The organism is Sphingomonas sp. DG1-23, from assembly GCF_030730875.1.
Lineage (GTDB): Bacteria > Pseudomonadota > Alphaproteobacteria > Sphingomonadales > Sphingomonadaceae > Sphingomonas.
This window is the reverse complement of record NZ_JAVAMA010000008.1, coordinates 20328-43448: the sequence shown is the minus strand read 5'-3', so window position 1 is coordinate 43448 and position 23121 is coordinate 20328. Positions and strand designations below refer to the sequence as shown.

At 66.9% G+C, this 23121-nt stretch carries 30 protein-coding genes and 1 riboswitch; of the genes, 20 read left to right on the top strand and 10 right to left on the bottom strand.

All coding sequences use genetic code 11. The features are described 5' to 3' along the window. Positions 1-59: 59 nt before the first annotated feature. Together Q9Q95_RS13725 and Q9Q95_RS13720 are read left to right on the top strand one after the other, a co-directional pair. The gene (locus Q9Q95_RS13725; protein WP_306097704.1) at positions 60-491 is read left to right on the top strand and encodes a hypothetical protein; all 432 of its coding nucleotides are present in this window, start codon (positions 60-62) and stop codon (positions 489-491) included. A 238-nt stretch (positions 492-729) separates the two neighbouring features. Further along, on the top strand, positions 730-1089 hold the full coding sequence (locus Q9Q95_RS13720; RefSeq protein ID WP_306097703.1) for a hypothetical protein: 360 nt from the start codon (positions 730-732) through the stop codon (positions 1087-1089). Positions 1090-1170: 81 nt separating this feature from the next. Here the strand turns inward: Q9Q95_RS13720 and Q9Q95_RS13715 are convergent, their stop codons facing one another. Next, positions 1171-2490 (bottom strand): DNA-packaging protein, encoded by a 1320-nt coding sequence (locus tag Q9Q95_RS13715; protein WP_306097702.1) that lies wholly within the window; start codon positions 2488-2490, stop codon positions 1171-1173. Then, positions 2480-2980: a hypothetical protein gene (locus Q9Q95_RS13710; RefSeq protein WP_306097701.1), complete on the bottom strand. Its 501-nt coding sequence runs from the start codon at positions 2978-2980 to the stop codon at positions 2480-2482. The genes Q9Q95_RS13715 and Q9Q95_RS13710 overlap by 11 nt, the downstream gene beginning before the upstream one ends. Positions 2981-3299: 319 nt before the next feature. Here Q9Q95_RS13710 and rpmG point away from each other — a divergent pair, with 319 nt between their 5' ends. From rpmG to Q9Q95_RS13660, 10 genes are all read left to right on the top strand, one after another. Beyond that, on the top strand, positions 3300-3467 hold the full coding sequence (gene rpmG / locus Q9Q95_RS13705; RefSeq protein ID WP_025560997.1) for a 50S ribosomal protein L33: 168 nt from the start codon (positions 3300-3302) through the stop codon (positions 3465-3467). A gap of 113 nt (positions 3468-3580) precedes the next feature. Beyond that, complete coding sequence (locus Q9Q95_RS13700; protein WP_306097700.1) at positions 3581-3868, top strand: hypothetical protein; 288 nt, start codon at positions 3581-3583, stop codon at positions 3866-3868. An 84-nt stretch (positions 3869-3952) separates the two neighbouring features. Continuing rightward, positions 3953-4063: riboswitch (TPP riboswitch) on the top strand. A gap of 33 nt (positions 4064-4096) precedes the next feature. Next, the gene (gene thiC, locus Q9Q95_RS13695) at positions 4097-6016 is read left to right on the top strand and encodes a phosphomethylpyrimidine synthase ThiC (RefSeq protein WP_306097699.1); all 1920 of its coding nucleotides are present in this window, start codon (positions 4097-4099) and stop codon (positions 6014-6016) included. 101 nt (positions 6017-6117) lie between these two features. Then, positions 6118-6642 carry a hypothetical protein gene (locus Q9Q95_RS13690; protein WP_306097698.1) on the top strand — a complete coding sequence of 175 codons (525 nt, stop codon included), beginning with the start codon at positions 6118-6120 and terminating at the stop codon, positions 6640-6642. 95 nt (positions 6643-6737) lie between these two features. Beyond that, positions 6738-7214, top strand: a complete 477-nt coding sequence (locus tag Q9Q95_RS13685) for a DUF1579 domain-containing protein (RefSeq protein ID WP_306097697.1) — start codon at positions 6738-6740, stop codon at positions 7212-7214. A gap of 89 nt (positions 7215-7303) precedes the next feature. Next, a complete protein-coding gene (locus Q9Q95_RS13680; protein WP_306097696.1) occupies positions 7304-7711 on the top strand; it encodes a DUF6632 domain-containing protein in 408 nt (135 codons plus the stop codon). A gap of 104 nt (positions 7712-7815) precedes the next feature. Continuing rightward, complete coding sequence (locus tag Q9Q95_RS13675) at positions 7816-8409, top strand: hypothetical protein (RefSeq protein ID WP_306097695.1); 594 nt, start codon at positions 7816-7818, stop codon at positions 8407-8409. 47 nt (positions 8410-8456) lie between these two features. Beyond that, complete coding sequence (locus tag Q9Q95_RS13670; RefSeq protein ID WP_306097694.1) at positions 8457-8774, top strand: LysR family transcriptional regulator; 318 nt, start codon at positions 8457-8459, stop codon at positions 8772-8774. A gap of 248 nt (positions 8775-9022) precedes the next feature. Further along, positions 9023-9433, top strand: coding sequence for an NAD(+)--rifampin ADP-ribosyltransferase (arr, locus tag Q9Q95_RS13665; protein WP_306097693.1), 411 nt, complete (start codon positions 9023-9025; stop codon positions 9431-9433). A gap of 13 nt (positions 9434-9446) precedes the next feature. After that, positions 9447-9854: a VOC family protein gene (locus Q9Q95_RS13660; RefSeq protein WP_306097692.1), complete on the top strand. Its 408-nt coding sequence runs from the start codon at positions 9447-9449 to the stop codon at positions 9852-9854. A 55-nt stretch (positions 9855-9909) separates the two neighbouring features. On the opposite strand, the gene Q9Q95_RS13655 is transcribed toward Q9Q95_RS13660, so the two are convergent. The 4 genes from Q9Q95_RS13655 to Q9Q95_RS13640 are packed head-to-tail and all read right to left on the bottom strand — an operon-like array spanning position 9910 to position 12201. Continuing rightward, positions 9910-10323, bottom strand: coding sequence for a DUF2141 domain-containing protein (locus Q9Q95_RS13655; RefSeq protein WP_306097691.1), 414 nt, complete (start codon positions 10321-10323; stop codon positions 9910-9912). Then, a complete protein-coding gene (locus tag Q9Q95_RS13650; protein WP_306097690.1) occupies positions 10262-11038 on the bottom strand; it encodes a sterol desaturase family protein in 777 nt (258 codons plus the stop codon). Before Q9Q95_RS13650 ends, Q9Q95_RS13655 begins: the two co-directional genes overlap by 62 nt. Positions 11039-11059: 21 nt before the next feature. Next, on the bottom strand, positions 11060-11611 hold the full coding sequence (locus Q9Q95_RS13645; RefSeq protein ID WP_306097689.1) for a DUF2585 domain-containing protein: 552 nt from the start codon (positions 11609-11611) through the stop codon (positions 11060-11062). An 11-nt stretch (positions 11612-11622) separates the two neighbouring features. Further along, positions 11623-12201: a TetR/AcrR family transcriptional regulator gene (locus tag Q9Q95_RS13640; RefSeq protein WP_306097688.1), complete on the bottom strand. Its 579-nt coding sequence runs from the start codon at positions 12199-12201 to the stop codon at positions 11623-11625. 89 nt (positions 12202-12290) lie between these two features. Between Q9Q95_RS13640 and Q9Q95_RS13635 the strand changes: the two genes are divergently transcribed. The 6 genes from Q9Q95_RS13635 to Q9Q95_RS13610 all read left to right on the top strand — a co-directional run bounded on the left by Q9Q95_RS13635 (position 12291) and on the right by Q9Q95_RS13610 (position 17417). Next, complete coding sequence (locus tag Q9Q95_RS13635; protein ID WP_306097687.1) at positions 12291-12905, top strand: glutathione binding-like protein; 615 nt, start codon at positions 12291-12293, stop codon at positions 12903-12905. Between the two features lie 117 nt (positions 12906-13022). Beyond that, complete coding sequence (gene crtY, locus Q9Q95_RS13630) at positions 13023-14183, top strand: lycopene beta-cyclase CrtY (RefSeq protein WP_306097686.1); 1161 nt, start codon at positions 13023-13025, stop codon at positions 14181-14183. Then, positions 14180-15658, top strand: a complete 1479-nt coding sequence (locus Q9Q95_RS13625) for a phytoene desaturase (protein ID WP_306097685.1) — start codon at positions 14180-14182, stop codon at positions 15656-15658. Before crtY ends, Q9Q95_RS13625 begins: the two co-directional genes overlap by 4 nt. Beyond that, positions 15655-16236: a TIGR00730 family Rossman fold protein gene (locus Q9Q95_RS13620; RefSeq protein WP_306097684.1), complete on the top strand. Its 582-nt coding sequence runs from the start codon at positions 15655-15657 to the stop codon at positions 16234-16236. Before Q9Q95_RS13625 ends, Q9Q95_RS13620 begins: the two co-directional genes overlap by 4 nt. Then, on the top strand, positions 16233-17177 hold the full coding sequence (locus tag Q9Q95_RS13615; RefSeq protein WP_371876763.1) for a phytoene/squalene synthase family protein: 945 nt from the start codon (positions 16233-16235) through the stop codon (positions 17175-17177). The genes Q9Q95_RS13620 and Q9Q95_RS13615 overlap by 4 nt, the downstream gene beginning before the upstream one ends. Positions 17178-17231: 54 nt before the next feature. Then, positions 17232-17417, top strand: a complete 186-nt coding sequence (locus Q9Q95_RS13610) for a hypothetical protein (protein WP_306097683.1) — start codon at positions 17232-17234, stop codon at positions 17415-17417. A 1-nt stretch (position 17418) separates the two neighbouring features. Here the strand turns inward: Q9Q95_RS13610 and Q9Q95_RS13605 are convergent, their stop codons facing one another. Continuing rightward, entirely contained in the window at positions 17419-17652 is a 234-nt protein-coding gene (locus tag Q9Q95_RS13605; RefSeq protein WP_306097682.1) for a hypothetical protein, read from the bottom strand. Positions 17653-17745: 93 nt separating this feature from the next. Between Q9Q95_RS13605 and Q9Q95_RS13600 the strand changes: the two genes are divergently transcribed. Further along, positions 17746-19566, top strand: a complete 1821-nt coding sequence (locus Q9Q95_RS13600; protein ID WP_306097681.1) for an ABC transporter ATP-binding protein/permease — start codon at positions 17746-17748, stop codon at positions 19564-19566. On the opposite strand, the gene Q9Q95_RS13595 is transcribed toward Q9Q95_RS13600, so the two are convergent. Next, complete coding sequence (locus Q9Q95_RS13595; RefSeq protein WP_306097680.1) at positions 19567-19839, bottom strand: GNAT family N-acetyltransferase; 273 nt, start codon at positions 19837-19839, stop codon at positions 19567-19569. It abuts the gene before it with no gap. Between the two features lie 39 nt (positions 19840-19878). On the opposite strand from Q9Q95_RS13595, the gene Q9Q95_RS13590 reads away from it, so the two are divergent. Continuing rightward, on the top strand, positions 19879-20820 hold the full coding sequence (locus Q9Q95_RS13590; protein WP_306097679.1) for an alpha/beta fold hydrolase: 942 nt from the start codon (positions 19879-19881) through the stop codon (positions 20818-20820). On the opposite strand, the gene Q9Q95_RS13585 is transcribed toward Q9Q95_RS13590, so the two are convergent. Together Q9Q95_RS13585 and Q9Q95_RS13580 are read right to left on the bottom strand one after the other, a co-directional pair. Beyond that, on the bottom strand, positions 20798-21406 hold the full coding sequence (locus Q9Q95_RS13585; RefSeq protein WP_306097678.1) for a hypothetical protein: 609 nt from the start codon (positions 21404-21406) through the stop codon (positions 20798-20800). The genes Q9Q95_RS13590 and Q9Q95_RS13585 overlap by 23 nt on opposite strands. 58 nt (positions 21407-21464) lie before the next feature. Then, the gene (locus tag Q9Q95_RS13580) at positions 21465-22919 is read right to left on the bottom strand and encodes an ATP-binding protein (protein WP_306097677.1); all 1455 of its coding nucleotides are present in this window, start codon (positions 22917-22919) and stop codon (positions 21465-21467) included. Positions 22920-23121 lie beyond the last annotated feature (202 nt).

Genomic DNA, 23121 nt, shown 5'->3' with positions numbered 1-23121 from the left:
TCGACTCCGTGCCTTCGCAAACGTAACGACTGCGCAACCATTCTGCTGCACCGTGCGACGTGCCGTGGTCAATCGGTCTCACGGACTGCCCAGATTGCCGTTTCGAAGCCATTGCCCGCCCGTCGTTCAAACAAAAGGCATCTCGTCCAATGCCCCGCAAGTCCGCCGATCCCGTCCAGTCTCTTTTCGACGCTGATCGGCGCGAGGCTCTCGAATATATCTTGCTCGCCGCCCTTCTGGCAGGTCTCGCGCTCGTTGCATTCGTGATGAGCCTCTACGCAGACTTGTCCGATGTCGGCATCACCATCGGGGCGGCATTGATCACGATGTTCGCCTGTCTCTACCGCGCCGGCAGAGCGCGCAGACATTCGCGGCTCTCCGCACCTCAGCGCAAGCATATCGAGGAGCAGCGCCTCGCTCGCCTCGAACAGCAGATGGGCGAGGATGCTTCGCTCAAGCCTTCCTGGGCGAAACGCATGCAGAATCCCTGACGCGGCCGCAGCGACCGGGAGGCAGACGCCGCCTGTCAGCCTAAGTCCGCCGACCCACACCGAACGTCACCTCGGCGCTTCCCCGGTCCGCTCATCCGTCTGTTCGTCAGTTCGTTGCGATCGAGCCTAATCATAAAACGGCACCGCGCCGAAACGGATATCGCTAGAAATACTATGGCCTTGTGTCCGGAAGCGGCGCCCAATGGATGAATCCGGAAATCCTTGGAGAGCGCCGGCAATGAAGTCTGTAGCAAAACTGGTCGCTGCCGGAGCGCTTGGTATCGCACTCGCCTTGCCGGGTGCGGCTCGGGCAGCCGCCTATTGCACCGGCGTCCCCGCCGAGATCAATACCCATAGCGACGGGCGGGTGATGCTGTTTGCGACCTGGCGCAACGACTGGATCTCCATCTGCAATATCGACAGGACACGAGAGGGCGTATCTCCCACTCTATGCATGACATGGGCCGCCCAATTGGTTACCGCCGCGTCGCAAGGCAAAACGGTCGGCTTCTATTACGCCGACGCCAGCAATTGCGCGTCCATCGCGAATTTCGATAACTCGCCTGCCCCAACTTATATTCGGTTCGTTGGATACTAGCGCCCCTGATGCGCCGGCGTAATGCAATGCTTCGCCGGCTGCACCGCTCGGCCATTGACGCCGGTCGCGCACGCGGGGGCGCTACATCACCGTGACCCGCGCCGCCCCGCGCTTGCCCAGCATCAATTCGGTCATCGCCCATACCAACGCATCGGCGCGGTCGGGCGAGCGGCCCGGTCCTTCATAGCCGCCGCCTGCCTGCAGCCCGCACAATTGATCCTCGAGCTCGGGGAACGTGCCGGCGTGCCGCGCTTTCCCGGCCTCGTAGAGCAAGGCGATCGGCTCGGCCCGCGCGCTCTTGCCGCGCGACGCATGGACCAGCCGCACCGGCAGTCCGGTGTCGGCGCCGCGCAAGACGCTCGCCACCATGTCGCCGCCCTGATTCTTCTCGGCGACGACGCGCTCGGCATGATGCCGCGCCGCGCACCCCGCCACCGCGCGCGCCCAGCCCTCGGGCGAGGCGCCGGCGATCGTCGCATCCTCGATCACATAGCCGCGACCATCGCGCCCCAGCCCGACCGCGACGATTCCGCAGGCGTCGCCCTCGGCGCTCGCCGGCGGATCGACCCCCACCACCGCGCGTACCAGCTCGGGCGCCGCGCGGACCCGGCTGCGCTCGATCGCTTCGCGCGTCCACAGCGCTCCCGCGACATCCTCGATCAGCTCGCCCTCGAGTTCCTGCCGTCCCAGCCGCGTCCCCGCATAGATTCGCATCGAATCGAGGAAGCTCTCCGCCAGATTGTGCCGATTGTCCCGCGTCGCGCCGCGCGTCTTCGCCACCATGGGGTCGGCGAACAGCCGGCGTACCAGCGGCACGCCCCGCGGCGTCGTCGTCGCCACCACCCGCGGCTTGCCCGCGCGCAACGTCATCATCAGATTGTCCCACGTCTCCTCGCCATTGGACCATTTGCCGATCTCGTCGCCCCAGGCGATGTGGTGCTGCGGGCCGCGCAGCTTGTCCGGCTCGCTCGCCGAGAAGACTTCCGCGCGCGCCCCGCCGGGCCAGGTCAACCGGCCGATCGACGGCTCCCAGCGCGGCCGCATCCGGCAGCCCGCGATCGCCAGCAATCCGCTCTCGCCCTCGATCATTACCCGCCGCACATCCTCCACGGTGGCGCCCACCAGAGCGATGCGCAGACGGTGATTGCGCTCGGCCGCCGCGCGCACCCATTCGGCGCCCATCCGGGTCTTGCCGAAACCGCGCCCGGCCATGACCAGCCATATGCGCCAATCGCCGTCGGGCGGCGTCTGACCCTGCCGCCGCCACCAGCACCACAATTTCTCCAGCCGCACTGCGTCGGCATCTTCGAGCTGCGCCACCCATGCCGTGCGCGCGGGGGACTGCGCGGCGTGCTCCGCCCGCGAGCGCCATGGCACGGATCTCGCGGCATCACGCGTCATCTTCGGCCGCCAGCCGCATCTCGATCTCGGCGAGCTTCGCCACCAGCCGGTCGCGCGCGCCGAGCTCCTCTTCCAGTGCGCTGCTCCCCTCGACCTTTTCGGTGGCCGCACGCAGACCGCGCGCATTCGGCCGATGCTGGTGGACCAATGCGAGCAAAGCGCGCTCGCTGAGCGTGTCGAGATGGCGCGCACCTTCCGTCGCACGCACCCTGCCCCCACCCAGCAGCGCCCGTTCGAGCAGCAGCATCTCCAGCCTGCCATAGGCTTCGGCGATGGTCTGATCCCATGCGGCGGCAAAGGCCGGGTCGCGCCGCCGGAGCTTGTAGAGCCCCGCTTCGGAGAGATTCACCGAGCGGACCGACGCGCGGACGTTCAATGTCTCCGCCAGCCGCGCCAGAAAGCGATTCCGCTTCGCCGGCGTCCAGCCTGCCCTGGGCGCGCGCAGCGGCGCACCACCGCCCTTGCGGACGACCAAAGTTCCGGATGCCATGTAGTTCTCCTCGAACGCGAAAAGGCCCGGCGCAGCAGCGTCGTTTCCGGCCCGGCGAGCGCTCAAAGGCCCGACTCGCAATTCTTCAGCGTTCGGTATTAGTACCTGATCAGCGTAACGATGTCAAGTGTTTTGTACCAATAAGGTTATTTGACACTTTCGCCCGCCTGCCGCGGAGACGACATCGCCTCGCTCGGACGACCAGCCCTGCCTGCGCCGTCTTGACTTTTGCGCGGGACTCGCGCATCCGCCGCGGCCTGACAGCGGTGCGCCCGTGCGCGCCGCTATTTCTTTTCGCACGATTCAAGGGTTTCGGGTCATGGCCAAGCCGACCACTGTCAAGATCAAGCTCGTCAGCACGGCGGACACGGGTTTCTTCTACGTCACGAAGAAGAATCCGCGCACCCAGACCGAGAAGTTCTCCTTCCGCAAGTACGATCCCGTCGTGCGCAAGCATGTCGAGTTCAAGGAAGCCAAGATCAAGTAATCCGCGCCCGGGCGGCCTCCCCCGTCCGTGCCTGTCGGAACCCTGCGCGGTTTCGGCGATTGGTGCGCGAGGCCGGATTCTGCCGGCCCGCGAAACCATAAAGGGGAGATCCCATGAAGTTCATGCTCAAGGCTGCCGCTGCGGCGGGCCTGCTCGCGCTCGGTGCGTGCGGCGGCAATGCCGATGATCGTGCTGCCGAGAATATCGAAGCTGCGGCCGAGAATCAGTCGGACGCGCTCGAGAACCAGGCCGATGCCGCCGCCGCGGCAGGCAACGATCAGCTCCACGATTCGCTCGAGGCCCAGGCCGACAATGTCGAGGACAGGGGCGAAGCGATGGCCGACAAGGCCGACGACGATGACGACGCCCGCGTCGAGCAGCAGGCCGCCAACCATATGTGATCCGCCGGCAAGGCACCAAAGGGCGCCGGCCGCGCGGCCGGCGCCCTTTTTCGTTTCCCCTCTCGCCCGCTTCGGCCTAAGATCCCTGCATCCCCGGGGGACCGCTATCGCTGCGGTTGAGAGGGAGGCCGCAGCCTCCGACCCGCTGAACCTGATCCGGCTGACACCGGCGTAGGGAGGGAGCGGCGCTCACCCGAGGTCCGTTTTCTCCCAAGATGGAGAAGACATATGGCCGACATTCCCGCCCGCACCGAACTCGCCGTCACCACCGGCCCGATCCGCGGCTCGCGCAAAGTCCATGTCGGCCCCTTGAAGGTCGCGATGCGCGAGATCGATCTCGAGCCTTCCTCGGGCGAACCGTCGATCCGCGTCTACGACACGTCGGGCCCCTACACCGACGCCAATGCCCGCATCGACATCATGGCCGGCCTGCCCGAGCTTCGCGGGGACTGGATCCGCGCCCGCGGCGACGTCGAGGCGGTCGCCCAGCGCGAGGTCCGCCCCGAGGATAACGGCCAGCTCGGCCCCGATCGCAGCGGCGGCGTCCAGCCCTTCCCCAATGTGCGGAAACAGGTGTTGCGCGCGAAGCCGGGCGCGAACGTCAGCCAGATGCATTATGCGCGGCAGGGCATCATCACCCGCGAGATGGAATATGTCGCCGAGCGCGAGAATCTCGGCCGCGCCCGCCTCGCCGAATATATCCGCGACGGCGAGGATTTCGGCGCCTCGATCCCCGATTACGTCACTCCCGAATTCGTCCGCGACGAAGTCGCCCGCGGCCGCGCGATCATCCCCAACAACATCAACCATCCCGAATCCGAACCGATGGCGATCGGCCGCAATTTCCTCGTCAAGATCAACGCCAATATCGGCAATTCGGCCGTCGCCTCGAACGTCGCCTCCGAAGTCGACAAGATGGTCTGGTCGATCCGCTGGGGCGCCGACACGGTGATGGACCTGTCGACCGGGCGCAACATCCACGACACCCGCGAGTGGATCATCCGCAATTCGCCCGTGCCGATCGGCACCGTGCCGATCTATCAGGCGCTCGAAAAGGTCGGCGGGATCGCTGAGGAACTGACGTGGGAGATCTTCCGCGACACGCTGATCGAGCAGGCCGAGCAGGGCGTCGACTATTTCACCATCCATGCCGGCGTCCGCCTGCCCTATATCCCGATGACCGCGAAGCGCGTCACCGGCATCGTCAGCCGCGGCGGATCGATCATGGCGAAATGGTGCCTCAGCCACCACAAGGAGAGCTTCCTCTACGAGCGTTTCGACGAGATCACCGAGATCATGAAGGCGTACGACATCGCCTACAGCCTCGGCGACGGCCTCCGCCCCGGCTCGATCGCCGACGCCAATGACGAAGCCCAGTTCGCCGAGCTCTACACCTTGGGTGAGCTGACCAAACGCGCCTGGGCGCAGGACGTCCAGGTGATGATCGAGGGCCCGGGCCATGTCCCGATGCACAAGATCAAGCAGAACATGGACAAGCAGCTCGAGGCGTGCGGCGAGGCGCCCTTCTACACGCTCGGGCCGCTCACCACCGACATCGCGCCGGGCTATGACCATATCACCAGCGGCATCGGCGCCGCGATGATCGGCTGGTACGGCACCGCGATGCTCTGTTACGTCACCCCCAAGGAGCATCTCGGCCTCCCCGACCGCGACGACGTCAAGGTCGGCGTGGTGACCTACAAGCTCGCCGCCCACGCCGCCGATCTCGCCAAGGGCCATCCCGCCGCCAAGGTCCGCGACGACGCGCTCAGCCGCGCTCGTTTCGAATTCCGTTGGCGCGACCAGTTCAACCTGTCGCTCGACCCCGACACCGCCGAGCAATATCACGATCAGACCCTGCCCGCCGAAGGCGCCAAGACCGCGCATTTCTGCTCGATGTGCGGCCCCAAATTCTGCTCGATGAAAATCACGCAAGAAGTCCGCGACTTCGCCGCGAAGCAGAATCAGCCGAGCGACCAATTCCTCGCGGCCGCCACAAACGCTCCCCTTCCGCTTGCGGGAGGGGTCGGGGGAGGGGTCGATCTCATCGCGGAAGACGCCGAAGCCGGCATGGCCGAAATGAGCAAGATGTTCCGCGAAACCGGCAGCGAGCTCTATATGGGCGCCGGCGGCCGCGAGCACGACTGACGCCCTTCGGTGAGTCTTCTCCGAAACGGATAGAATTCCCCCCATCCCGGATGCCGGCGCCGCTATTTTGGCCGCGTTCGCATCAGGAGGTGGGGGCATCCGTGGAGAACAGAAGCACGACTGCGCGCCGGCTCGAATGCGGGGTTACGCTGCCCTTCGCATTGGCGCTGATCTGCCCGTTTCCGGGCGCGACCGCCGCGCCTGCGCAGACAATGGTGGTTCCCGCCCCGCCGCTCGCGCCCGATTTTTCCGCGGTCACCTCGCGCAAGGAGGCCGCGAAGCTGGTCCGCAAGCGCCTTCTGGTGAAGATCCACTTCTTCCCGGTCGAGCTGGGCGGCCAGAAAATCCGGATCAACACCGGCTATGTCACGCCCGAGGCCGCCATGTCGCACGCGCTGCTCACCCGGATGCTGGCCGCCTATCGCGAACGCGACCTGCTCGATCAGCTCGAGATCACCGCCGATTACAAGGGCGATAGCATCATCCCCACCCGCCTGCTGGTGAAGGCGTCGCACAGCCAGGGCGGCAAACGCTACGAGCGCGTAATCGAGGTGTGGGATTGCGGCTTCTGCGCACCGCTCGAGCCGCTGCCCGATCCCGACGCACCGGGAGCGATTACCGCCTGACCGCGCCGGCGGATGCAAACAGCAGCGCGCCAGTTCCGCATATGTTCTATTTGTACCGGTACTGCTATGCTAGCCTCCCTGTGGGGAGAAGACGCATGCACCAGCCGCAACATTGCTCCGATTTCGACTTCCAGCAGGGCCGCTGGCGCGTGAAGCACCGCCGCCTCAAGGCCCGCCTCGCCGATTGCCACGACTGGGAGGAGTTCGACGGCACCTGCGAACAGCGCCCGATCCTCGGCGGCAACGGCAATCTTGAGGACAATCTCCTCCATCTCCCCGCCAGCGACTATCGTGCGGTGGCGCTGCGCTCGTACGATCCGGCGAGCGCCACCTGGGCGATCTGGTGGCTCGACAACCGCGCCCCGCACAGCCTCGAGGTGCCCGTCATCGGCCGCTTCGAGAACGGCGTCGGCACCTTCTATGCCGAAGATCTTCACGAAGGCCGCCTCGTCCGCTTGCGCTTCCTGTGGCTGGGAACCGACACCGAAACGCCGCGCTGGGAACAGGCGCTGTCCACCGATGGCGGGCAGACGTGGGAGACCAACTGGGTGATGGATTTCGAGCGGGAGTGAGCTGATCGGCCGAGCGCGCTAACCCGCCTCCCGATTTACCCGCACAACCGCCAGGCTATACTTCCCGTTGCCCACCGAGGGGAACTGCCATGAACCCGCACAAGCTCCTGCAGGCCGCCCTCCTCCTGTTTGGCACCGTCTGCCTCCTCGTCTATCCCCTCGCGATACTCTGGCCCTCGGGCTGGGCGTGGCATCACGGCCCGCCCGCCGCCTCGAACTATTTCATGATGATCGTCGGCATCTATGCCACGCTCGGCATCTTCCTGATCCGCGCTGCCGCCGATCCGCAGGCGCACCGGTCGCTGATCCTGTTCGCGATCTGGTCGAGCCTCGTCCATGCCGCGATCATGGCGGTCCAGTCGCTGCACGCGCCCATGCATCTCGGCCATCTCGCCGGCGACGTCCCCGCCTTGCTGCTCGTCGCGCTCGTGCTCGGCTGGCTGCTCCACGCCGATCGCAGACCGGGTATCGGGCAGCCTTCACAGGACGGGATGTGATTCACGCCCATCTCGTCGGATAGCGGCGCAGTCGATCCCGCCTCTCCCGCCGGCGCGCCGTGCTGCGCTTGACAAGCACGCCCCGCTCCCCGGATCATGAAGGCATGAAAGTCGGGGGGTGGCTTCGCAAGGCGATCGCGCGCGTGCGTGCGCAAGTGGAGGGAATGCACGCGAACTGGTGGGCGGTTATCGGCATCGCAGTGACGATCCTCCTCCTGCCGCTCGGCATTTACTTGAGCGGCAACACGTCCCCGGAACGCTCCGCTCCATCCGCGATACCGGCAACTCCCAGCCCCACCTCGATATCGCCCCCGACGCCGAGCCCAACGCCGTCGCCGACGGAAATCTCGGCCATCGCGGTCGAGCCATGTACGGAGCATCAAGCGACCGTCTGGTTGCAGATGACCGAGTTGATCGACAGCAACATCCGATCGTGCGTGAGCTACATCAAAAACCCGCTCAATCTCTATCAGAGTTGCCGCCGGGCAGGCGATGGATACCAGGTCGAGGTCAAGCGGCAGGTCAGCGGTACCTTCAACGACGAAACGATTGCATTCAGCGCCAGCTATCGGGGCGCCGATCTGGCCGACATAGATTATTCCCGCGTCAAGCTTCGGTCCCTGAGTCCGGTATTTGCCCGTCTCTGCGAACAGAAGCGCGGTCGCGAGCAAGCCACGCGCGCCGTGTTCGGCCCCTGATGCCGCGCTCCTTTCAAAATAGGATTTGATCTGCTCCATCCTGTTCGATGGAAAACCGGCCGACTCGCAATCCGCCGCCCGCGCGCCACGCCGCGCCGCCGGCGTCCGTCCAACCCCGCGCGCAGTGGAACCCTGCACGCCAGCGCATCTTCCTCGCCGCGTTGCTCGAGACCGGCAGCGTCGCGCATGCCGCGCGCGCCGCGGGGATGTCGCGATCGAGCGCGCACCGGCTGCGCCAGCGCCTCGCCGGCACTGCCTTCGACCGCATCTGGGATCAGGCGCGCGCCCATTACGCGCGCCGCATGGCCGATCCGTTCATGGCCGACGCCCCGCGCCAGCCCGCCGCATCCGCGCCGCGCCAGTGACGCATCGGCGCCGCCTGTCCGTCGCGATCGCGTCGCGTCGGCGTCGCCTGCCTGTCGCGGTCGCGCCGCGCTGGTGTCGCTTTGGCGGTGCGTCCCCGTCGCTTCGCCGCCGCCATTCCCCGCCTGCCTCTCCGCGCGGCTGGGTCAAACAGCGTTGGGCTGTCAATTGCGACAACTTCGAACGACATTTGCTGCCGCACGCCATTCGCGCCAAACTTCCCTGAAACGCTTGCCAGAGGCCCAAACCGATGACCTACGCCGCCGACGCCACCCCGCCTTTCTATCACGGAACGCGCGCCGACCTGCAGCTAGGCGATATGCTCGCGCCCGGCTTCGCTTCCAATTTTCGCGCAGAGAAATTGTCGTGGATCTATTTCTCCGCGAGCCTCGAATCGGCGATCTGGGGTTGCGAGCTCGCGCGGGGCGAAGGCCGCGAGCGGATTTATGTCGTCGAGCCGACCGGCGCCTTCGAAGACGATCCCAATCTCACCGATCAGAAGTTTCCCGGCAATCCCACCCAATCCTATCGCTCGCGCGCGCCGCTTCGCGTGATCGGCGAAGTCGAGACATGGCAGGCGCATTCGCCCGAGCAGCTTCAGGCGATGAAGGACGGCCTTGCGCGGCTGACCGCCGAGGGCCGCAATCACATCATCGACTAGGACCAGGCCGCGCATGCCGCATCTCGCCCATATCGCCCTGATCGTCCGCGATTATGACGAGGCGCTCGCATTCTACATCGGCAAGCTCGGCTTCACCCTGGTCGAGGACATTGCCGTTCCCGAACAGGGCAAGCGCTGGGTCACCATCCGTCCGCCCGGCGCGCCCGACCGCGCCACCACGATCCTGCTCGCCCGCGCCGCCACGCCCGAACAGGCGCGCTTTATCGGCGATCAGGCCGGCGGGCGCGTCTTCCTGTTCCTCGCCACCGAGGATTTCGACCGCGACTTCGCCGCCTGGACCGCGGCCGGAATCGCCTTCATCCGCCCACCCGCGGTCATGCCCTATGGCAAGGTCGCGGTGTTCGAGGATCTCTACGGCAATCGCTGGGATCTGGTCGAGTTCACTGCAAAGAGCGGCTGATCGCTGTGCCCACCCGGCGGCCGCACGGGCCCGACCGCACCGGTCCAGCCGGCGATCAGAGCAGATAGCGCATCCGCACCTGCTGGCTGCCGCCGCCCGCCGCCACGGTGAACTGCGCCGCGGCGAAGCGTGGCGGGCCGAAGCGGATCGCCGGATCGCGCGAGAAGCCGAAGCCCTCGCGCGGGATGCCCAGCATGGTGTCGAGCTTCGCATTGGCATTGGCGTCGTGGATCACCGCCACGGCATAATCGCCCGGCGGAAGGCCTTCGAAGCGAATCCGCGGCGCGGCGGCGGACAGCGTGCGCCTGATGCCGCCGGCGCGCTTGCAATCGGGAAAGGCAGCGGCATCGGCAGTCAGGCAGAGCTGGATCAATCCTCTGGCCGAACGCAGCCCGGTGATCTCGACGTCAAGGCTGGCGAGCGGCGTCGCTCCGGGCAGCAGCGCGAGGCACAGCGCCGCCGCGGTCATGCGCGAAATCGCCGAGCCCTTTGTCGGTGCCGCACAGCCGGTCCCAGAAGCGAAAATAGAGGCCATAATTGCATCCGTAGAGTTGGTGGTGGCGCTGATGATGGCGCGCGGTGATCAGCCAGCGCCCGAGCGGGCCGCTATGCACGAAGCGCGGGAAGATTTCCCAGCCCATGTGATTGGTCACTCCCATCACGGTCATGATGGTCAGCACCAGCCCCAGAGCGGCGACATGGATCGGGATCAGGAAGACGAGCAGGGGGATGACGATGGCCCCGGTGAGCGCCTCGACCGGATGGAAGCTCATCGCCGCCCAGGCGGTGGGCGGGCGGCTGGCATGGTGCACCGCATGCGCGATGCGGAACCAGCGCGGCCGGTGCATCCAGCGATGCGTCCAATAGAACCACGCGTCGTGCGCGAGCAGATAGAGCAAAACCGACACCGGCAGATACCAGAGCGGCCACGCGGCGGCGTCGGTGTAGATCCGGGTCCATCCGCGATTCTGCCAGCCCCACGCGACCACGCCGGCGGGAAAGCCGTAGATCGCCGCCGAGGCGAGGCTCCAGCCGATCTCGCGGCGCATCTGCCGGTCGCGGCCGGCATAGAGGCCGGGATGCCGCAGCCTTGTGGCGAGCGCGAACCCGCCCGACGCGGCGAGATAGCGCAGCCCGACGATCAGCGTCATCGCGCATGCGGAGAGAAAGACGGCGAGAGCCATGGCTCCCGCCTACACCCGGCATCACCCGCCTTGCCAGACCTTGATCGCGTCGACCGGCCAGACCAGCATCAGTATGTTGAGCGTCAGATTGTCGCGGATCAACGCGAGCGTCATCAGCTCGAACCCGACCGCCAGCGCGATCGTCGCCCATGCCGGCAGCCGCGACGCGAGCAGGAAGCCGAACGCCATCCAGCCCATATCGGCCATGGAATTGACGATGCTGTCGCCCGAATAGCCGAGCGCGATCGTCGCCTCGCGATAGCGGTTGATGATGGTCGGCGAATTCTCGAGCAATTCCCAGAACCCCTCGACCGCAACCGCAAGCGGCAGCGCCCAGTTCCGCGCGCGCCCACGCAGCGCGAAATGCGCGGCGGCGTAGAACAGGAAGCCGTGGATCACGTGGCTGAAGCTGTACCAGTCGGCGAGATGCTGGCTGTTCTCGCTCGAATTGACCACGCCATGCCACAGCTTGATCGTCCCGCACGTGCAGATCGGCGGCCGTTCCATCGCGAACAGCACGCCCACCACTGCGAGCCCGATCAGCAACGCTGCGATCGCCGCGCTCCGCGGCACCCGCAGCGCGCTCAGTTCCCGTCTCCCGCGATCAGATCGATGCAGTCGCGTGCCACCTGCTCGAGCTCCTCGCGCGGCGCGCCTGCGCGGGCGCGAACGCTGAGCGAATGGAGCACCGAGGCGACCAGCCGTCCCTGGGCTTCGGGCGCAGGGCTGCCCGCTGCGGCGAGCAATTCGGCGATTCGCTTATCCTCGACCGCGAGGAACGCGCCGACCTTCTCGCGAACCTCGGGGTCCGACGCGGCCTGCGTCGCCGCGGTATTGATGATCAGACATCCCTCGGGGCCTTCGCTGCCGGTCAGGTACAGGTTGATCCCGCCGATCAGGATGCGCTCGACCAGTTCGCCCAGCGGCAGCTTCGCTTCGCCGAGCCGGATCAGCTGGCGTTCGACCCGCGCCATCAGCTTCTCGATCGCCGCGATGTACAAGGCGCGCTTGTCGCCGAACGCGGCGGCGAGGCTGGGCCGCTTCAGCCCCGTCGCTTCGGAAAGCTCGTCGAGCGACGTCCCTGCAAATCCATATGTCCGAAACCGCTCGGCGGCGCGCTGGAGCGCCTCGCCCGGATCGAAGCTGCGCGGGCGTCCCCGCACTTTTCCTGACATTTTATGCGAACTCGCAAATAATCTCTTGACCCGGACATTTCTATGCGAGATCGTACAGAAATCAAGGGAGGTCCGTCATGAAGCTCTATTTTCGCCCCTTCGCCTGCTCGCTCGCAGCGCGAATCGCACTCGAGGAAGCCGAGCTCGATGCCGAATTCGTCGCCGTTCCGGCGGACGGTCGGTTGCCCGACGGCCGGCATTTCAGCCAGCTGAACCCGATGGGCACGGTCCCCACGATCGAGACCCGTGGCGGCTTCGTGCTCACCGAAGGCCCGGCGGTGCTCACCTATATCGCCGAGCTCGCCCCCGAAGGCGCGTTGAGCTTCACCGGCTTTTCCGACGCGCATTACCGGATGCTCGCCTGGCTCAACTTCATCAGCACCGAGCTGCACAAGGCGGTGTTCACGCCGTTGCTCGGCAAGTCCGCCGGCCCGGAGGAGCGCGCCGCGGCACTGGCGCGCGTCGCCAGGCCTTTCGACGTTCTTTCCCGCCAGCTCGCGGGCGGCGAATTTCTCGAAGACCGGTTCACCGTCGCCGACGCCTATCTGGTGAGCGTGCTCAACTGGTGCGAGCATTCGGGCGTGGCGATCGCCGACTGGCCGGTGCTGCTCGACTATCGCACCCGGTTGCGCAAGCGGCCGTCGGTCGCACGGGCGATGGCCGAGGAATGGCCGTTGCTCAAAGCCGCCTGACACCAGCTCTCGGGGGCGAGCCGCATCGCTCCGCTCCCGCCACGCCTGCCCTCCCCGGCCGCGCGCCGGGGAGGGTTTTTGTTGGAACGCTCGCCCGCGCTGGGCTAGGCCGAAGCGATGTCGGCCACGATCAGCTGCGATCTCGCCATCGTCGGCGGCGGTCTTGCCGGGGGATTGATCGCGCGCGCAGTGCATCAGCGGCACCCCGCGGCGGAGATCCGCCTGATCGAAGGTGGCACGCATCTCGGCGGCAACCATCTCTGGTCGTTCTTCGCGAGCGACGTGGCGCCCGTCGATCGCTGGCTGATCTCCCCACTGATCAGCCATGGCTGGACACGCTACGACGTGGCGTTTCCGGATCACGCCCGCACGTTGAAGTCGCCTTATTATTCGGTCGAATCGCGCCAGTTCGAGCGCGCGACGCGCGACGCTTTGCCCGCGCGGGCAGTGATGCTCGAACGCAAGGCGATCGAAGTGAGCGCCACGCAGGTGCTGCTCGCCGATGGCGACCGCGTCGAGGCGAAGGGCGTGATCGACTGCCGCGGAACGGGCGATCTCGCGACGCTGGAGCTCGGCTGGCAGAAGTTCCTCGGCCGCGAGCTGGCTCTCTCCGCGCCGCACGATCTCGAACGCCCGATGGTGATGGATGCGACGGTCGCGCAAAAAGACGGCTATCGCTTCGTCTATTGCCTCCCCTTCGCGCCCGACCGGATCTTCATCGAGGACACCTATTACAGCGACGATCCCGCAGTGGATGCGGGTACGCTAGGCAACCGGATCGACGCATATGCCGCCGCGCGCGGCTGGCCGGTGGCGTCGATCGCGCGCGAAGAGAGCGGCGTGCTGCCGGTGGCGATCGGCGGCGATTTCCAGGCCTATTGGCACTCGGGTGGACCTGGCGTCGCCAAAGCCGGGATGCGTGCGGGCCTCTTCCATCCGCTCACCAGCTATTCGCTTCCCGATGCGGTGCGCACCGCATCGCACGTCGCCCAAGCGGATATTTTCGAGGGCGAGGCCCTGCACGATCTGCTCCATCGATACGCCGCGCACATGTGGCGCAGCCGACGCTTTTACCGGCTGCTCGCGGCAATGCTGTTCAAAGCCGCCGAACCCGAGGAACGCTATCGCGTCCTCGCGCGCTTCTATCGGCTGGACGAGGGGCTCATCCGCCGCTTCTATGCGGCCAATTCGAACCTGGGCGACAAGATCCGGGTGATGACGGGCAAGCCGCCGGTGCCGATCGGCCGGGCGGTACGCGCGATAACGGGGGTCCAATGAAGAGAGCGGCAGTGATCGGTGCGGGGATTGGCGGGCTGGCGCTCGCGATCCGGCTGCAATCGGCGGGGGTGGACACCACCATCGTGGAAGCGCGCGACAAGCCGGGCGGACGCGCTTATTTCTGGGAGCGCGACGGCTTTGTCTTCGATGCCGGCCCCACCGTGATCACAGCGCCCGAAGCGCTGCAGGAGCTGTGGCGGATTTCGGGTCACGACATCGCCGAAGACGTCAAACTGGTGCCGGTCGCGCCCTTCTATCGGCTGTCCTGGCCCGACGGCACGGCGTTCGATTACGGCAATGACGATGCCCAGCTCGGCGCCGAGATCGCCCGGCTCAATCCCGAGGACGTCGCCGGATATCGCCGCTTCCTCAAATATTCCGAAGGCGTCTATCGCGAGGGCTATCTGAAGCTCGGCCATGTCGCGTTCCTCGACTTCGGTTCGATGGTCCGCGCGGCGCCGGCGCTGATGAAATATCAGGCGTGGCGTTCGGTCTATTCGATGGTGTCGCGCTTCGTGAAGAACGAGAAATTGCGCCAGGCGCTGAGCTTCCACACCCTTTTGGTCGGCGGCAATCCGACCACGACGAGCGCAATCTACGCGCTGATCCACAAGCTCGAACGCGATGGCGGTGTTTGGTTCGCCGAGGGCGGCACCAACAAATTGGTCGCCGGCATGGTCCGCCATTTCGAGCGGTTGGGCGGCGTCGTTCGGCTCGGCGATCCGGTCGCAGCGATCGACACGCTCGGCGATCGAGCGACGGGGGTTCGCACCGAAAGCGGGTTCGAGCTGCAGGTCGATGCGGTCGCCAGCAACGCCGACGTGGTCCACAGCTATCGCGATTTGCTGAAGGGTTCGCGCAGCGCCCAGCGCGCGGCTTCGAAGCTCGAGCAAAAGCGCTTCTCGCCCTCGCTCTTCCTCGTCCATTTCGGCGTGCGCGGTACCTTCCCCGAGATCCCGCACCATTCGATCCTGTTCGGGCCGCGTTACCAGGGGCTGCTCGCCGACATCTATGATCACGGCGTGCTGAGCGAGGATTTCTCGCTCTATCTCCACCACCCGACCGCGACCGACCCGGCAATGGCGCCGGACGGTCATTCGACCTTCTATGCGCTTGCGCCGGTGCCGCATCTGGGCAAGTTCCCCGCCGACTGGAGCGAAGTCGGCCCGGTGCTCGAAGCGCGCATCCTCGCCGAAGTCGCCCGCCGGCTGATTCCCGACCTCAAGGACCGTATCGTGACCAAATTCTCTTATGCGCCGCCCGATTTCGCCACCGACCTGCGCGCGCATCTCGGCTCCGCCTTCAGCCTCGAGCCGATCCTCACCCAGAGTGCGTGGTTCCGCGTTCATAATCGCGACGAAGCGATCTCGAATCTCTATTTCGTCGGCGCGGGCACGCATCCCGGCGCCGGCATCCCCGGCGTGGTCGGCAGCGCCAAGGCGACCGCCGCATTGATGCTGGGGGACGCCCGATGAAGCGCGTCGCGGTCTATTGCGGTTCAGCGACGCCGGCCGATCCGGTCTATATCGAATCCGCCCGCGCGATCGGGCGCAGCCTCGCCGGGCAAGGTATCGGCCTGGTCTATGGCGGCGGCAAATTGGGGCTGATGGGCGCAGTCGCCGATTCGGCGCTCGAAGCGGGCGGCGAGGTCATCGGCGTGATCCCGCAGGCTTTGGTCAATGCCGAAGTCGCGCATCGCGGGCTCACCGAACTCCACGTCGTCGAGACCATGCACGAGCGCAAGGCGCGCTTCACCGAGCTTTCGGACGGCTTCCTCACCATCCCCGGCGGCACCGGCACGATGGACGAGCTTTGGGAGGCGATGAGCTGGGCGCAGCTCGGTTATCATGCCAAGCCGGTCGGCCTGCTCAACGTCGCCGGCTTCTATGACGGGCTGCTCGAATTCGTCGGCAAGATGAGCGAGGTCGGCTTCCTGCGGCCGCAGCACCAGAACATCCTGCTCGCCGACGACGATCTCGATCGGCTGCTCGACAAGATGCGGCGCTTCGAGCCGACCGTACCGATCATCCGCATGACCCGCGACGAATTGTGACTCCGGGTCGCGACGCGATCGTCGCGACCGCGGGCGAGTCGATCGGCCGCGGCTCGAAGAGCTTCGCGCTGGCGAGCCGGCTGTTCGATCGCAAAACCCGCGAGCGGGCATGGCTCCTCTATGCGTGGTGCCGCGCCTGCGACGATCTCGCCGACGGGCAGGATCATGGCGAGACGCGGCATCCGCTCTCTGATGCCGAGGCCGAGGCGCAGCTGGCGGTGATCCGCCGGCGCACCGCGACCGCGCTGGAAGGGCATTGGGTCGGCGATGCCGCCTTCGATGCGTTGCGCATCGTCGTCGCGGAAACCGCGATGCCGCATCGCTTCGTCTGGGACGTGGTCGAAGGGTTCGCGCTCGATGCGGCGGGCTGGCGGCCGCGCAGCGAGGCCGACATGCTGCGCTATTGCTATCACGTCGCCGGCGCGGTGGGCTGCATGATGGCGGTGGTGATGGGCGTGCGCCCGGACGACGACGCGGTGCTCGATCGCGCCTGCGACCTCGGCATGGCGTTCCAGCTCGCCAACATCGCCCGCGACGTCGAGGCCGACGACCGGATCGGGCGGTGCTATCTGCCCGAGCAATGGCTGGTCGAAATGGATATCCCCCCCGGCCAGCACATGAAACCGCCGTTCCGCCCGCGGCTCACCGTGCTCGCGCGCCGGCTGGCAAAATGCGCCGCCGGATATGAGGCGCGCGCCCGTGCCGGCACGCCGGCGCTCTCGTTCCGCTCGGCGTGGGCGGTGCTGGCTGCGGCAGGGATCTATGGCGACATCGCGCGGAAAGTCGCGGCGATCGGCGACCATGCCTGGGACCATCGGGTGAAGATCGGCGCCCTCGCGAAGATCGGCTGGATCGCGCGCGCCGCGGCGCAGGCCTTTGGCAGGAAACGGCGCTACGCGAACAGGAAGTTGGAAGACCATATTTGGGAAAGACCGCGGTAACCGCGTCGGGCAAGACCGCGTCAAGCGGCTGACGTCCAAGCCGTGGAAATGACGATGCTTTCGCTCAGATTGTCGCGCGCGGTGGCGCAGGGGCGTGCCGTTCCCGATCACCCCGAAAACCGCGCCGCGCTGCTGGTGACCTTGCTGCGCAAACGCGCCGCCGCCTACAATGCCGGCGCGCACGATCTGGAGGCGCTGCTGCGCGACCAGATTCGCTGGGCGTTGCCGATCGAGCGCTAGCTCAGCCGCCGCGACGCCCCGGCTGGCGCGCATCGGCGGTGCGCGCCGAGCGGCGCTGGCAGGCGACGCTGATCACCGGGAAATCCACATCGGTATTGCGCTGGAGCGCGGCGGGCATCGCCTGCTGGCAGGCCTCGATCGACGTGTAGCGCGCCGGCTCGACGCGTGCCTGCTGACACTGCGTGGAATCGTCGCCGCAGCCCATGATCGCCAGCACGTAGAGCACCTGATCCATCGCTCGTCCTTCCGCGCTTCAAAACGAAGCGCGGCGGGCGACGTTCCGCCAAAGTGTTGCAAGCATGCGCCCGGCGCCCCAAATCGCGACTTGATGCCTCCGCAAAATTCTGAATCCGCCCCCGAGCGCCCGTTGCTCGGCACGATGAAGCGCTTCCTGCCCTATCTCTGGCCGAAGCACGCGCCCGGGCTGCGCGCGCGCATCGTCATCGCGCTGATCCTCGTGGTGTTTTCGAAGCTCGTGCAGGTCTATGGCGCGCCATTCGCGCTGCAGGGCGCGATCGACCGGATGGCGAGCGGATCGCGCGATGCGGTATGGCTCGTGACGGCGCTGGTCCTCGGCTATGCCGCGGCGCGGCTGGGCAGCGTGCTGTTCGACAATCTGCGCAACGCCGTGTTCGAGAAGGTCGGGCAGGACGCGACCCGCCGCCTCGCCTCGGACGTGTTCCGCCATCTCCATGGCCTGTCGCTGCGCTTCCATCTGGAGCGCCGCACCGGCGCGATCACCAAGGTGGTCGAGCGCGGCACCAAGAGCATCGACACGATGCTCTATTTCCTGCTGTTCAACATCGCCCCGACGATCCTCGAACTCGCGCTCGTCCTCGGCATCTTCTGGACGCGCTTCGGGGCGTGGCTGGTGGCGGGCACTCTCGTGATGGTGGTGGCGTACATCGCCTTCACCCGCTGGGTGACCGACTGGCGCTCGAAGCTGCGCGAGCAGATGAACGATCTCGATACCGGCGCGGTGGCGCACGCCGTCGACTCGCTGCTCAACTTCGAAACGGTCAAATATTTCAACGCCGAGGCGCGCGAGTCGGCGCGCTACGACAAGGCGATGGCCTCGTACATGAAGGCCGCCGTCACCAGCGAGAACTCGCTCGCCTGGCTCAATATCGGCCAGGCCCTGATCACCAATCTGATGCTTGCCGCCGGAATGACGCTGATCGTGTTCGGCTGGAGCTCGGGCCGGTTCACCGCGGGCGACGTGGTTCTCGTCTCGACACTGCTCAGCCAATTGTTCCGGCCGCTCGACATGCTCGGCTGGGTCTATCGCACGATCCGCCAGGGCGTGATCGACATGGGCAGCATGTTCGACCTGATCGACACCAACGCCGAGATCGTCGACGCGTCGGGCGCGCAGCCGCTGGCCATCGGCCAGGGCCATGTCCGCTTCGAGAAGGTCGAGTTCGGCTACGATGCCGACCGCCAGATCCTCAAGGGCATCGATCTCGACATCCCGGCCGGCGCGACGGTGGCGGTGGTCGGGCCCTCGGGCGCGGGCAAGTCGACGCTCGCCCGGCTGATCTATCGCTTTTACGACGTCACCGGCGGGCGGATCACGATCGACGGCCAGGACATTCGCGAGGTGACCCAGAGTTCGCTGCGCGGCGCGATCGGAATCGTCCCGCAGGATACGGTGCTGTTCAACGACACGATCGGCTACAATATCGCTTATGGTCGCGAAGGCGCGACGCCCGACGAAGTCGCGTCGGCAGCGCGCGGCGCCGCGATCGCCGGCTTCATCCAGTCGCTTCCCGAAGGCTTCGACACCCGTGTCGGCGAACGCGGGCTCAAGCTTTCGGGCGGCGAGAAGCAGCGCGTCGCGATCGCGCGCACCTTGGTCAAGAACCCGCCGATCCTGATCCTCGACGAAGCGACCAGCGCGCTCGACAGCCGCACCGAGGCCGATATCCAGGCGACCCTGGAGGCGATCGAGCGCGGCCGCACCACGATCGTCATCGCGCACCGTCTGTCGACGGTGGTCCATGCCGACCGGATCATCGTGCTCGAGGCGGGCCGCGTCGCCGAGCAGGGCACGCACGCCGATCTGCTTCGCCAGGACGGCATCTATGCCGAGATGTGGGCGCGTCAGGCGCAGGAGCGCGAGGCGGGCGATGAACTCGCCGCCGGGTGATCAGACCTTCAGATCCTGCCATTCGGGATGCTTGGCGAGATAGGCCGCGACGAAGGTGCATTGCGCCCGCACCTTGAGCCCGCGGCTGCGGACCTCGGTCAGCGCGCCATGGATCAACCGGCTGCCCACACCCATCCCCTGCAGCGCCGAGGGCACGACCGTATGGGTAAAGGTGATCACGTCGCCCTCGACGGTATATTCCGCGAAGGCGGTGTGCCCCTGTTCGACCAGTTCGAACCGGCTGCGTTCGTGATTGTTGTGCACATCGGACATGCCTAGGCTTCTAGCCGCGCGGAACAGGGGAGGGAAGCGATGCTGATACCATTGGGGCTGCTGGGCGTATTGGGGCTCGGGCTCGCAGGCTGGTCGGCCTATGTCGGGCGCAAGGCCGAGGAAATGGTCCCCGCCGAGGGCAAGTTTGCCGAGGTGCCGGGCGCCCACCTCCATTATGTCGAGCTGAACCCCGAGGCCGAGGGCCCCGCGATCGTGATGGTCCACGGGCTGATGGGCCAGCTGCGCAACTTCTCGCATTCGCTTGCCGGTCTGCTCGCCGCGGATCACCGCGTGATCCTGATCGACCGCCCCGGTTGGGGGCATTCGCAGCTCGTCGGGCCGCGTCCCGGGATTGCCGCGCAGGCCGGGATGATCGCTGTCCTGATCGAGCAGCTCGGGCTCGAGAAACCGCTGCTCGTCGGCCATTCGATGGGCGGCGCGGTGAGCCTCGCGCTGGCGCTCGACCGGCCCCAACTGGTCCGCGGACTCGCGCTGATCGCGCCCTTGACCCAAATCGTCGAGACCGTCCCCGCGCCCTTCAAAGGGCTGCTCGCGCCGCTGGCGCTACGCCCGCTGCTCGCCTGGACCGTCGCGGTGCCGGTGGGAGTGCGCACGGGGCCCGCGACCGCCGCCGCGATCTTCGCGCCCGATCCGGTCCCCGCCGATTTCGCGCTGGCCGGCGGCGGCGCGCTCGCGGTGCGCCCGAAAAGCTACATGGCCGGATCGTTCGAGATCCGCGCCGCGCCGGCCGAGATGGCGGGGCTGGTTGCGCGCTATGGCGAGATCAAGGTGCCGGTGGCGATCCTCTACGGCCGGGAGGACGCCGTGCTCGACCCGCAACTCAACGGCGAGAAGACCGCCGCCGAGATTCCTGGCGCGACGCTGGAGCTGATCGACGGCGGCCACATGCTACCCGTCACCCATCCGGAAGCGACCGAAGCATGGCTGCGCCGCCTGCTCACGCCACCGGCGGCGCGCTGACCGCCACCGTCTGGCCGCCGGGCAATTTCACCGAACCGCCGGCCCCTGCCTGCTTCTGCACGAACGACCCGATGAACGCGCCGAGCGTCAGCTTGGCGAGATCCATGAATGCGGGAAAGCGGATCGCGAGGAACGAGAAGAACAAGGTCAGCCCGATCGTCGCGAGGGGCAGCCCGGTCAGGCCCAGTTTGGTGAAGGCCCCGGTGAACCCGCTCAAGCTGGTCAAACGGATATATTGGGTGACCGCATCCTCCTGCCCCGACTTCACCTGATCGCAGATCGCCGCCCATTCCTCGCTGTTGATCACCCGGCCCGGCTGCTGGCCGCGCGAGAGCCCGACCGATCGCAGCAGCTGGATGCCGAGAATCGCGCCGACGAAGCCGATCGTGCTGAGGATGAGCTCGGGCGTGAAATCGGCGAGCGTGGTCGCGCGCTCGCTCGCCTTGCTGTCGTCCTGCACCAGCAGATAGCAGACGAACCCGAACAGCGCGACGGCGCCGTAGATCAATCCGATCCCCGCCAAGGCCAGCGAACTGCGTCCCAAATTGAATCCGCGCGGCTCGTCCGAATCGTCAAAGTTGTCCATGTTTCTTCTCCCCGTTTGTCGGGAGGCTAACATGGAGCGACGCGGCTTTAGAAGCGGGTCAGCTCACCTCGGCAGGCTGGGTGGTCCAGCCGAGCCGGGGGATGGTGATCGAGCGCTTGCCCGCGAGATCGACCCGCGTGACGAACAGCTCCTTGCTCTCGATATAGGTGAGCAGGCGCCGCACCCGGCCGAGCGAGCTGGTGCCATAGGTCGCGGCGAGTTCGGTATCGCTCGGGCAGGGCAGCCCTTCGCGCGCGGCACGGGCGACGAGCAGGAACGGCCCGAGCATGTCGTCGGGAAGCGCGCGCGCCGCGTCGAGCGCCTGCGCCCAATCCTCGTCCGGATCGCCATGGATGCCAGCCCGCGCGGCGGAGAGCCGGCGAACGAAGCCCGACAGGTCGAGCGGCGGGCGCGCCAGCCCGACCATGCGGCAGCGGACGAGAAAGTCCTGATAGAGCACCGAAGGCGAACGATAGGTCGATTCGGGATCCTCGACGATGTCGCGCAACACCTCGGCGATGCGCCCCGCCGCCTCTCCCGCGTCGATCTCGGGTACATCCTCCGCCGGCGCCGGCGTAGAGCGCGCGAGCGCCTCGATCAGCCGTTCCGACGGCATCTGGGTCGGCACCGGCGACGGCGCCGGCGGCGTCCATTCGGGCTCGACCGGCGCGAGCAGCAGTTCCTTCATGTCCTCGGCCTGCGCCTGTGGCAGGGGAGTCAGCTTGGGGCTCGAGCTGCGCGCGCTGGTCTCGACCGCACCGATCTGGATCGCCACCGGCCGCCGCGCCACCGCCGGCCCCAATGCGAGGAAATGGCCGCGCGCCAGATCGCGAATCGCTTCGGCCTGACGGCGCTCCATGCCGAGCAGGTCGGCGGCGCGCGCCATGTCGATGTCGAGGAAGGTGCGTCCCATCAGGAAATTCGACGCCTCGGCGGCGACGTTCTTGGCCAGCTTGGCGAGCCGTTGGGTGGCGATGACGCCGGCGAGGCCGCGCTTGCGCCCGCGGCACATCAGATTGGTCATCGCGCTCAGCGACGCGCGGCGCACTTCCTCGGCGACCTCGCCGCCGCCCGCCGGCGCGAAGAGCTGCGCCTCGTCGACCACCACCAGGGCCGGATACCAATGGTCGCGCGGCGCATCGAACATCCCGTTGAGGAACGCCGCGGCGCATTTCATCTGCCCCTCGGCCTCGAGCCCCTCGAGGCTGAGCACCACCGAGGCGCGATGCTCGCGGATCCGCGCGGCGAAGCGCGCCACGTCGCGTTCGCTATGTTCCGAGGCTTCGATCGCGATATGGCCATAGCGATCGCCCAAGGTGACGAAATCGCCCTCGGGATCGATCACCACCTGCTGGACCTGCCCGGCCGATTGCTCGAGCAGCCGGCGCAGCAGATGCGACTTGCCCGACCCCGAATTGCCCTGGACGAGCAGACGCGTGGCGAGGAGCTCCTCGAGATCCATCGACACGGGCGCCCCGCCCGTATCCTTCCCCATTTCCACGCGAACCGTCATTCGCTGCATGCTTTGGCGGATTCGGCCGCGAGGGAACAGGCGTAACGATCGGTTGTCCACAGGTTGATATACCCCAACCGTCACCCCGGACTTGTTCCGGGGTCCACCGGGAGGCTCGCTCCGCACAAGAGAGTCGAGGCATTCGCGCGAGGCGGGGTGGACCCCGGAACAAGTCCGGGGTGACGGGAAGGGGCTCGACACC

Excerpts from the sequence above, each read along its gene's own strand:
- Q9Q95_RS13670 (WP_306097694.1), top strand. The coding sequence starts at position 8,457 with ATGGAAAACCGGCCGACTCGCAATCCGCCGCCCGCGCGCCACGCCGCG.
- Q9Q95_RS13655 (WP_306097691.1), bottom strand. The coding sequence starts at position 10,323 with ATGACCGCGGCGGCGCTGTGCCTCGCGCTGCTGCCCGGAGCGACGCCG.
- Q9Q95_RS13650 (WP_306097690.1), bottom strand. The coding sequence starts at position 11,038 with ATGGCTCTCGCCGTCTTTCTCTCCGCATGCGCGATGACGCTGATCGTC.
- Q9Q95_RS13600 (WP_306097681.1), top strand. The coding sequence starts at position 17,746 with ATGCCTCCGCAAAATTCTGAATCCGCCCCCGAGCGCCCGTTGCTCGGC.
- Q9Q95_RS13675 (WP_306097695.1), top strand. The coding sequence starts at position 7,816 with ATGAAAGTCGGGGGGTGGCTTCGCAAGGCGATCGCGCGCGTGCGTGCG.
- Q9Q95_RS13580 (WP_306097677.1), bottom strand. The coding sequence starts at position 22,919 with ATGACGGTTCGCGTGGAAATGGGGAAGGATACGGGCGGGGCGCCCGTG.
- rpmG (WP_025560997.1), top strand. The coding sequence starts at position 3,300 with ATGGCCAAGCCGACCACTGTCAAGATCAAGCTCGTCAGCACGGCGGAC.
- thiC (WP_306097699.1), top strand. The coding sequence starts at position 4,097 with ATGGCCGACATTCCCGCCCGCACCGAACTCGCCGTCACCACCGGCCCG.
- Q9Q95_RS13590 (WP_306097679.1), top strand. The coding sequence starts at position 19,879 with ATGCTGATACCATTGGGGCTGCTGGGCGTATTGGGGCTCGGGCTCGCA.
- Q9Q95_RS13680 (WP_306097696.1), top strand. The coding sequence starts at position 7,304 with ATGAACCCGCACAAGCTCCTGCAGGCCGCCCTCCTCCTGTTTGGCACC.
- Q9Q95_RS13700 (WP_306097700.1), top strand. The coding sequence starts at position 3,581 with ATGAAGTTCATGCTCAAGGCTGCCGCTGCGGCGGGCCTGCTCGCGCTC.
- Q9Q95_RS13595 (WP_306097680.1), bottom strand. The coding sequence starts at position 19,839 with ATGTCCGATGTGCACAACAATCACGAACGCAGCCGGTTCGAACTGGTC.
- arr (WP_306097693.1), top strand. The coding sequence starts at position 9,023 with ATGACCTACGCCGCCGACGCCACCCCGCCTTTCTATCACGGAACGCGC.
- Q9Q95_RS13605 (WP_306097682.1), bottom strand. The coding sequence starts at position 17,652 with ATGGATCAGGTGCTCTACGTGCTGGCGATCATGGGCTGCGGCGACGAT.
- Q9Q95_RS13720 (WP_306097703.1), top strand. The coding sequence starts at position 730 with ATGAAGTCTGTAGCAAAACTGGTCGCTGCCGGAGCGCTTGGTATCGCA.
- Q9Q95_RS13660 (WP_306097692.1), top strand. The coding sequence starts at position 9,447 with ATGCCGCATCTCGCCCATATCGCCCTGATCGTCCGCGATTATGACGAG.
- Q9Q95_RS13715 (WP_306097702.1), bottom strand. The coding sequence starts at position 2,490 with ATGACGCGTGATGCCGCGAGATCCGTGCCATGGCGCTCGCGGGCGGAG.
- Q9Q95_RS13585 (WP_306097678.1), bottom strand. The coding sequence starts at position 21,406 with ATGGACAACTTTGACGATTCGGACGAGCCGCGCGGATTCAATTTGGGA.
- Q9Q95_RS13620 (WP_306097684.1), top strand. The coding sequence starts at position 15,655 with ATGAAGCGCGTCGCGGTCTATTGCGGTTCAGCGACGCCGGCCGATCCG.
- crtY (WP_306097686.1), top strand. The coding sequence starts at position 13,023 with ATGTCGGCCACGATCAGCTGCGATCTCGCCATCGTCGGCGGCGGTCTT.
- Q9Q95_RS13635 (WP_306097687.1), top strand. The coding sequence starts at position 12,291 with ATGAAGCTCTATTTTCGCCCCTTCGCCTGCTCGCTCGCAGCGCGAATC.
- Q9Q95_RS13625 (WP_306097685.1), top strand. The coding sequence starts at position 14,180 with ATGAAGAGAGCGGCAGTGATCGGTGCGGGGATTGGCGGGCTGGCGCTC.
- Q9Q95_RS13685 (WP_306097697.1), top strand. The coding sequence starts at position 6,738 with ATGCACCAGCCGCAACATTGCTCCGATTTCGACTTCCAGCAGGGCCGC.
- Q9Q95_RS13710 (WP_306097701.1), bottom strand. The coding sequence starts at position 2,980 with ATGGCATCCGGAACTTTGGTCGTCCGCAAGGGCGGTGGTGCGCCGCTG.
- Q9Q95_RS13610 (WP_306097683.1), top strand. The coding sequence starts at position 17,232 with ATGCTTTCGCTCAGATTGTCGCGCGCGGTGGCGCAGGGGCGTGCCGTT.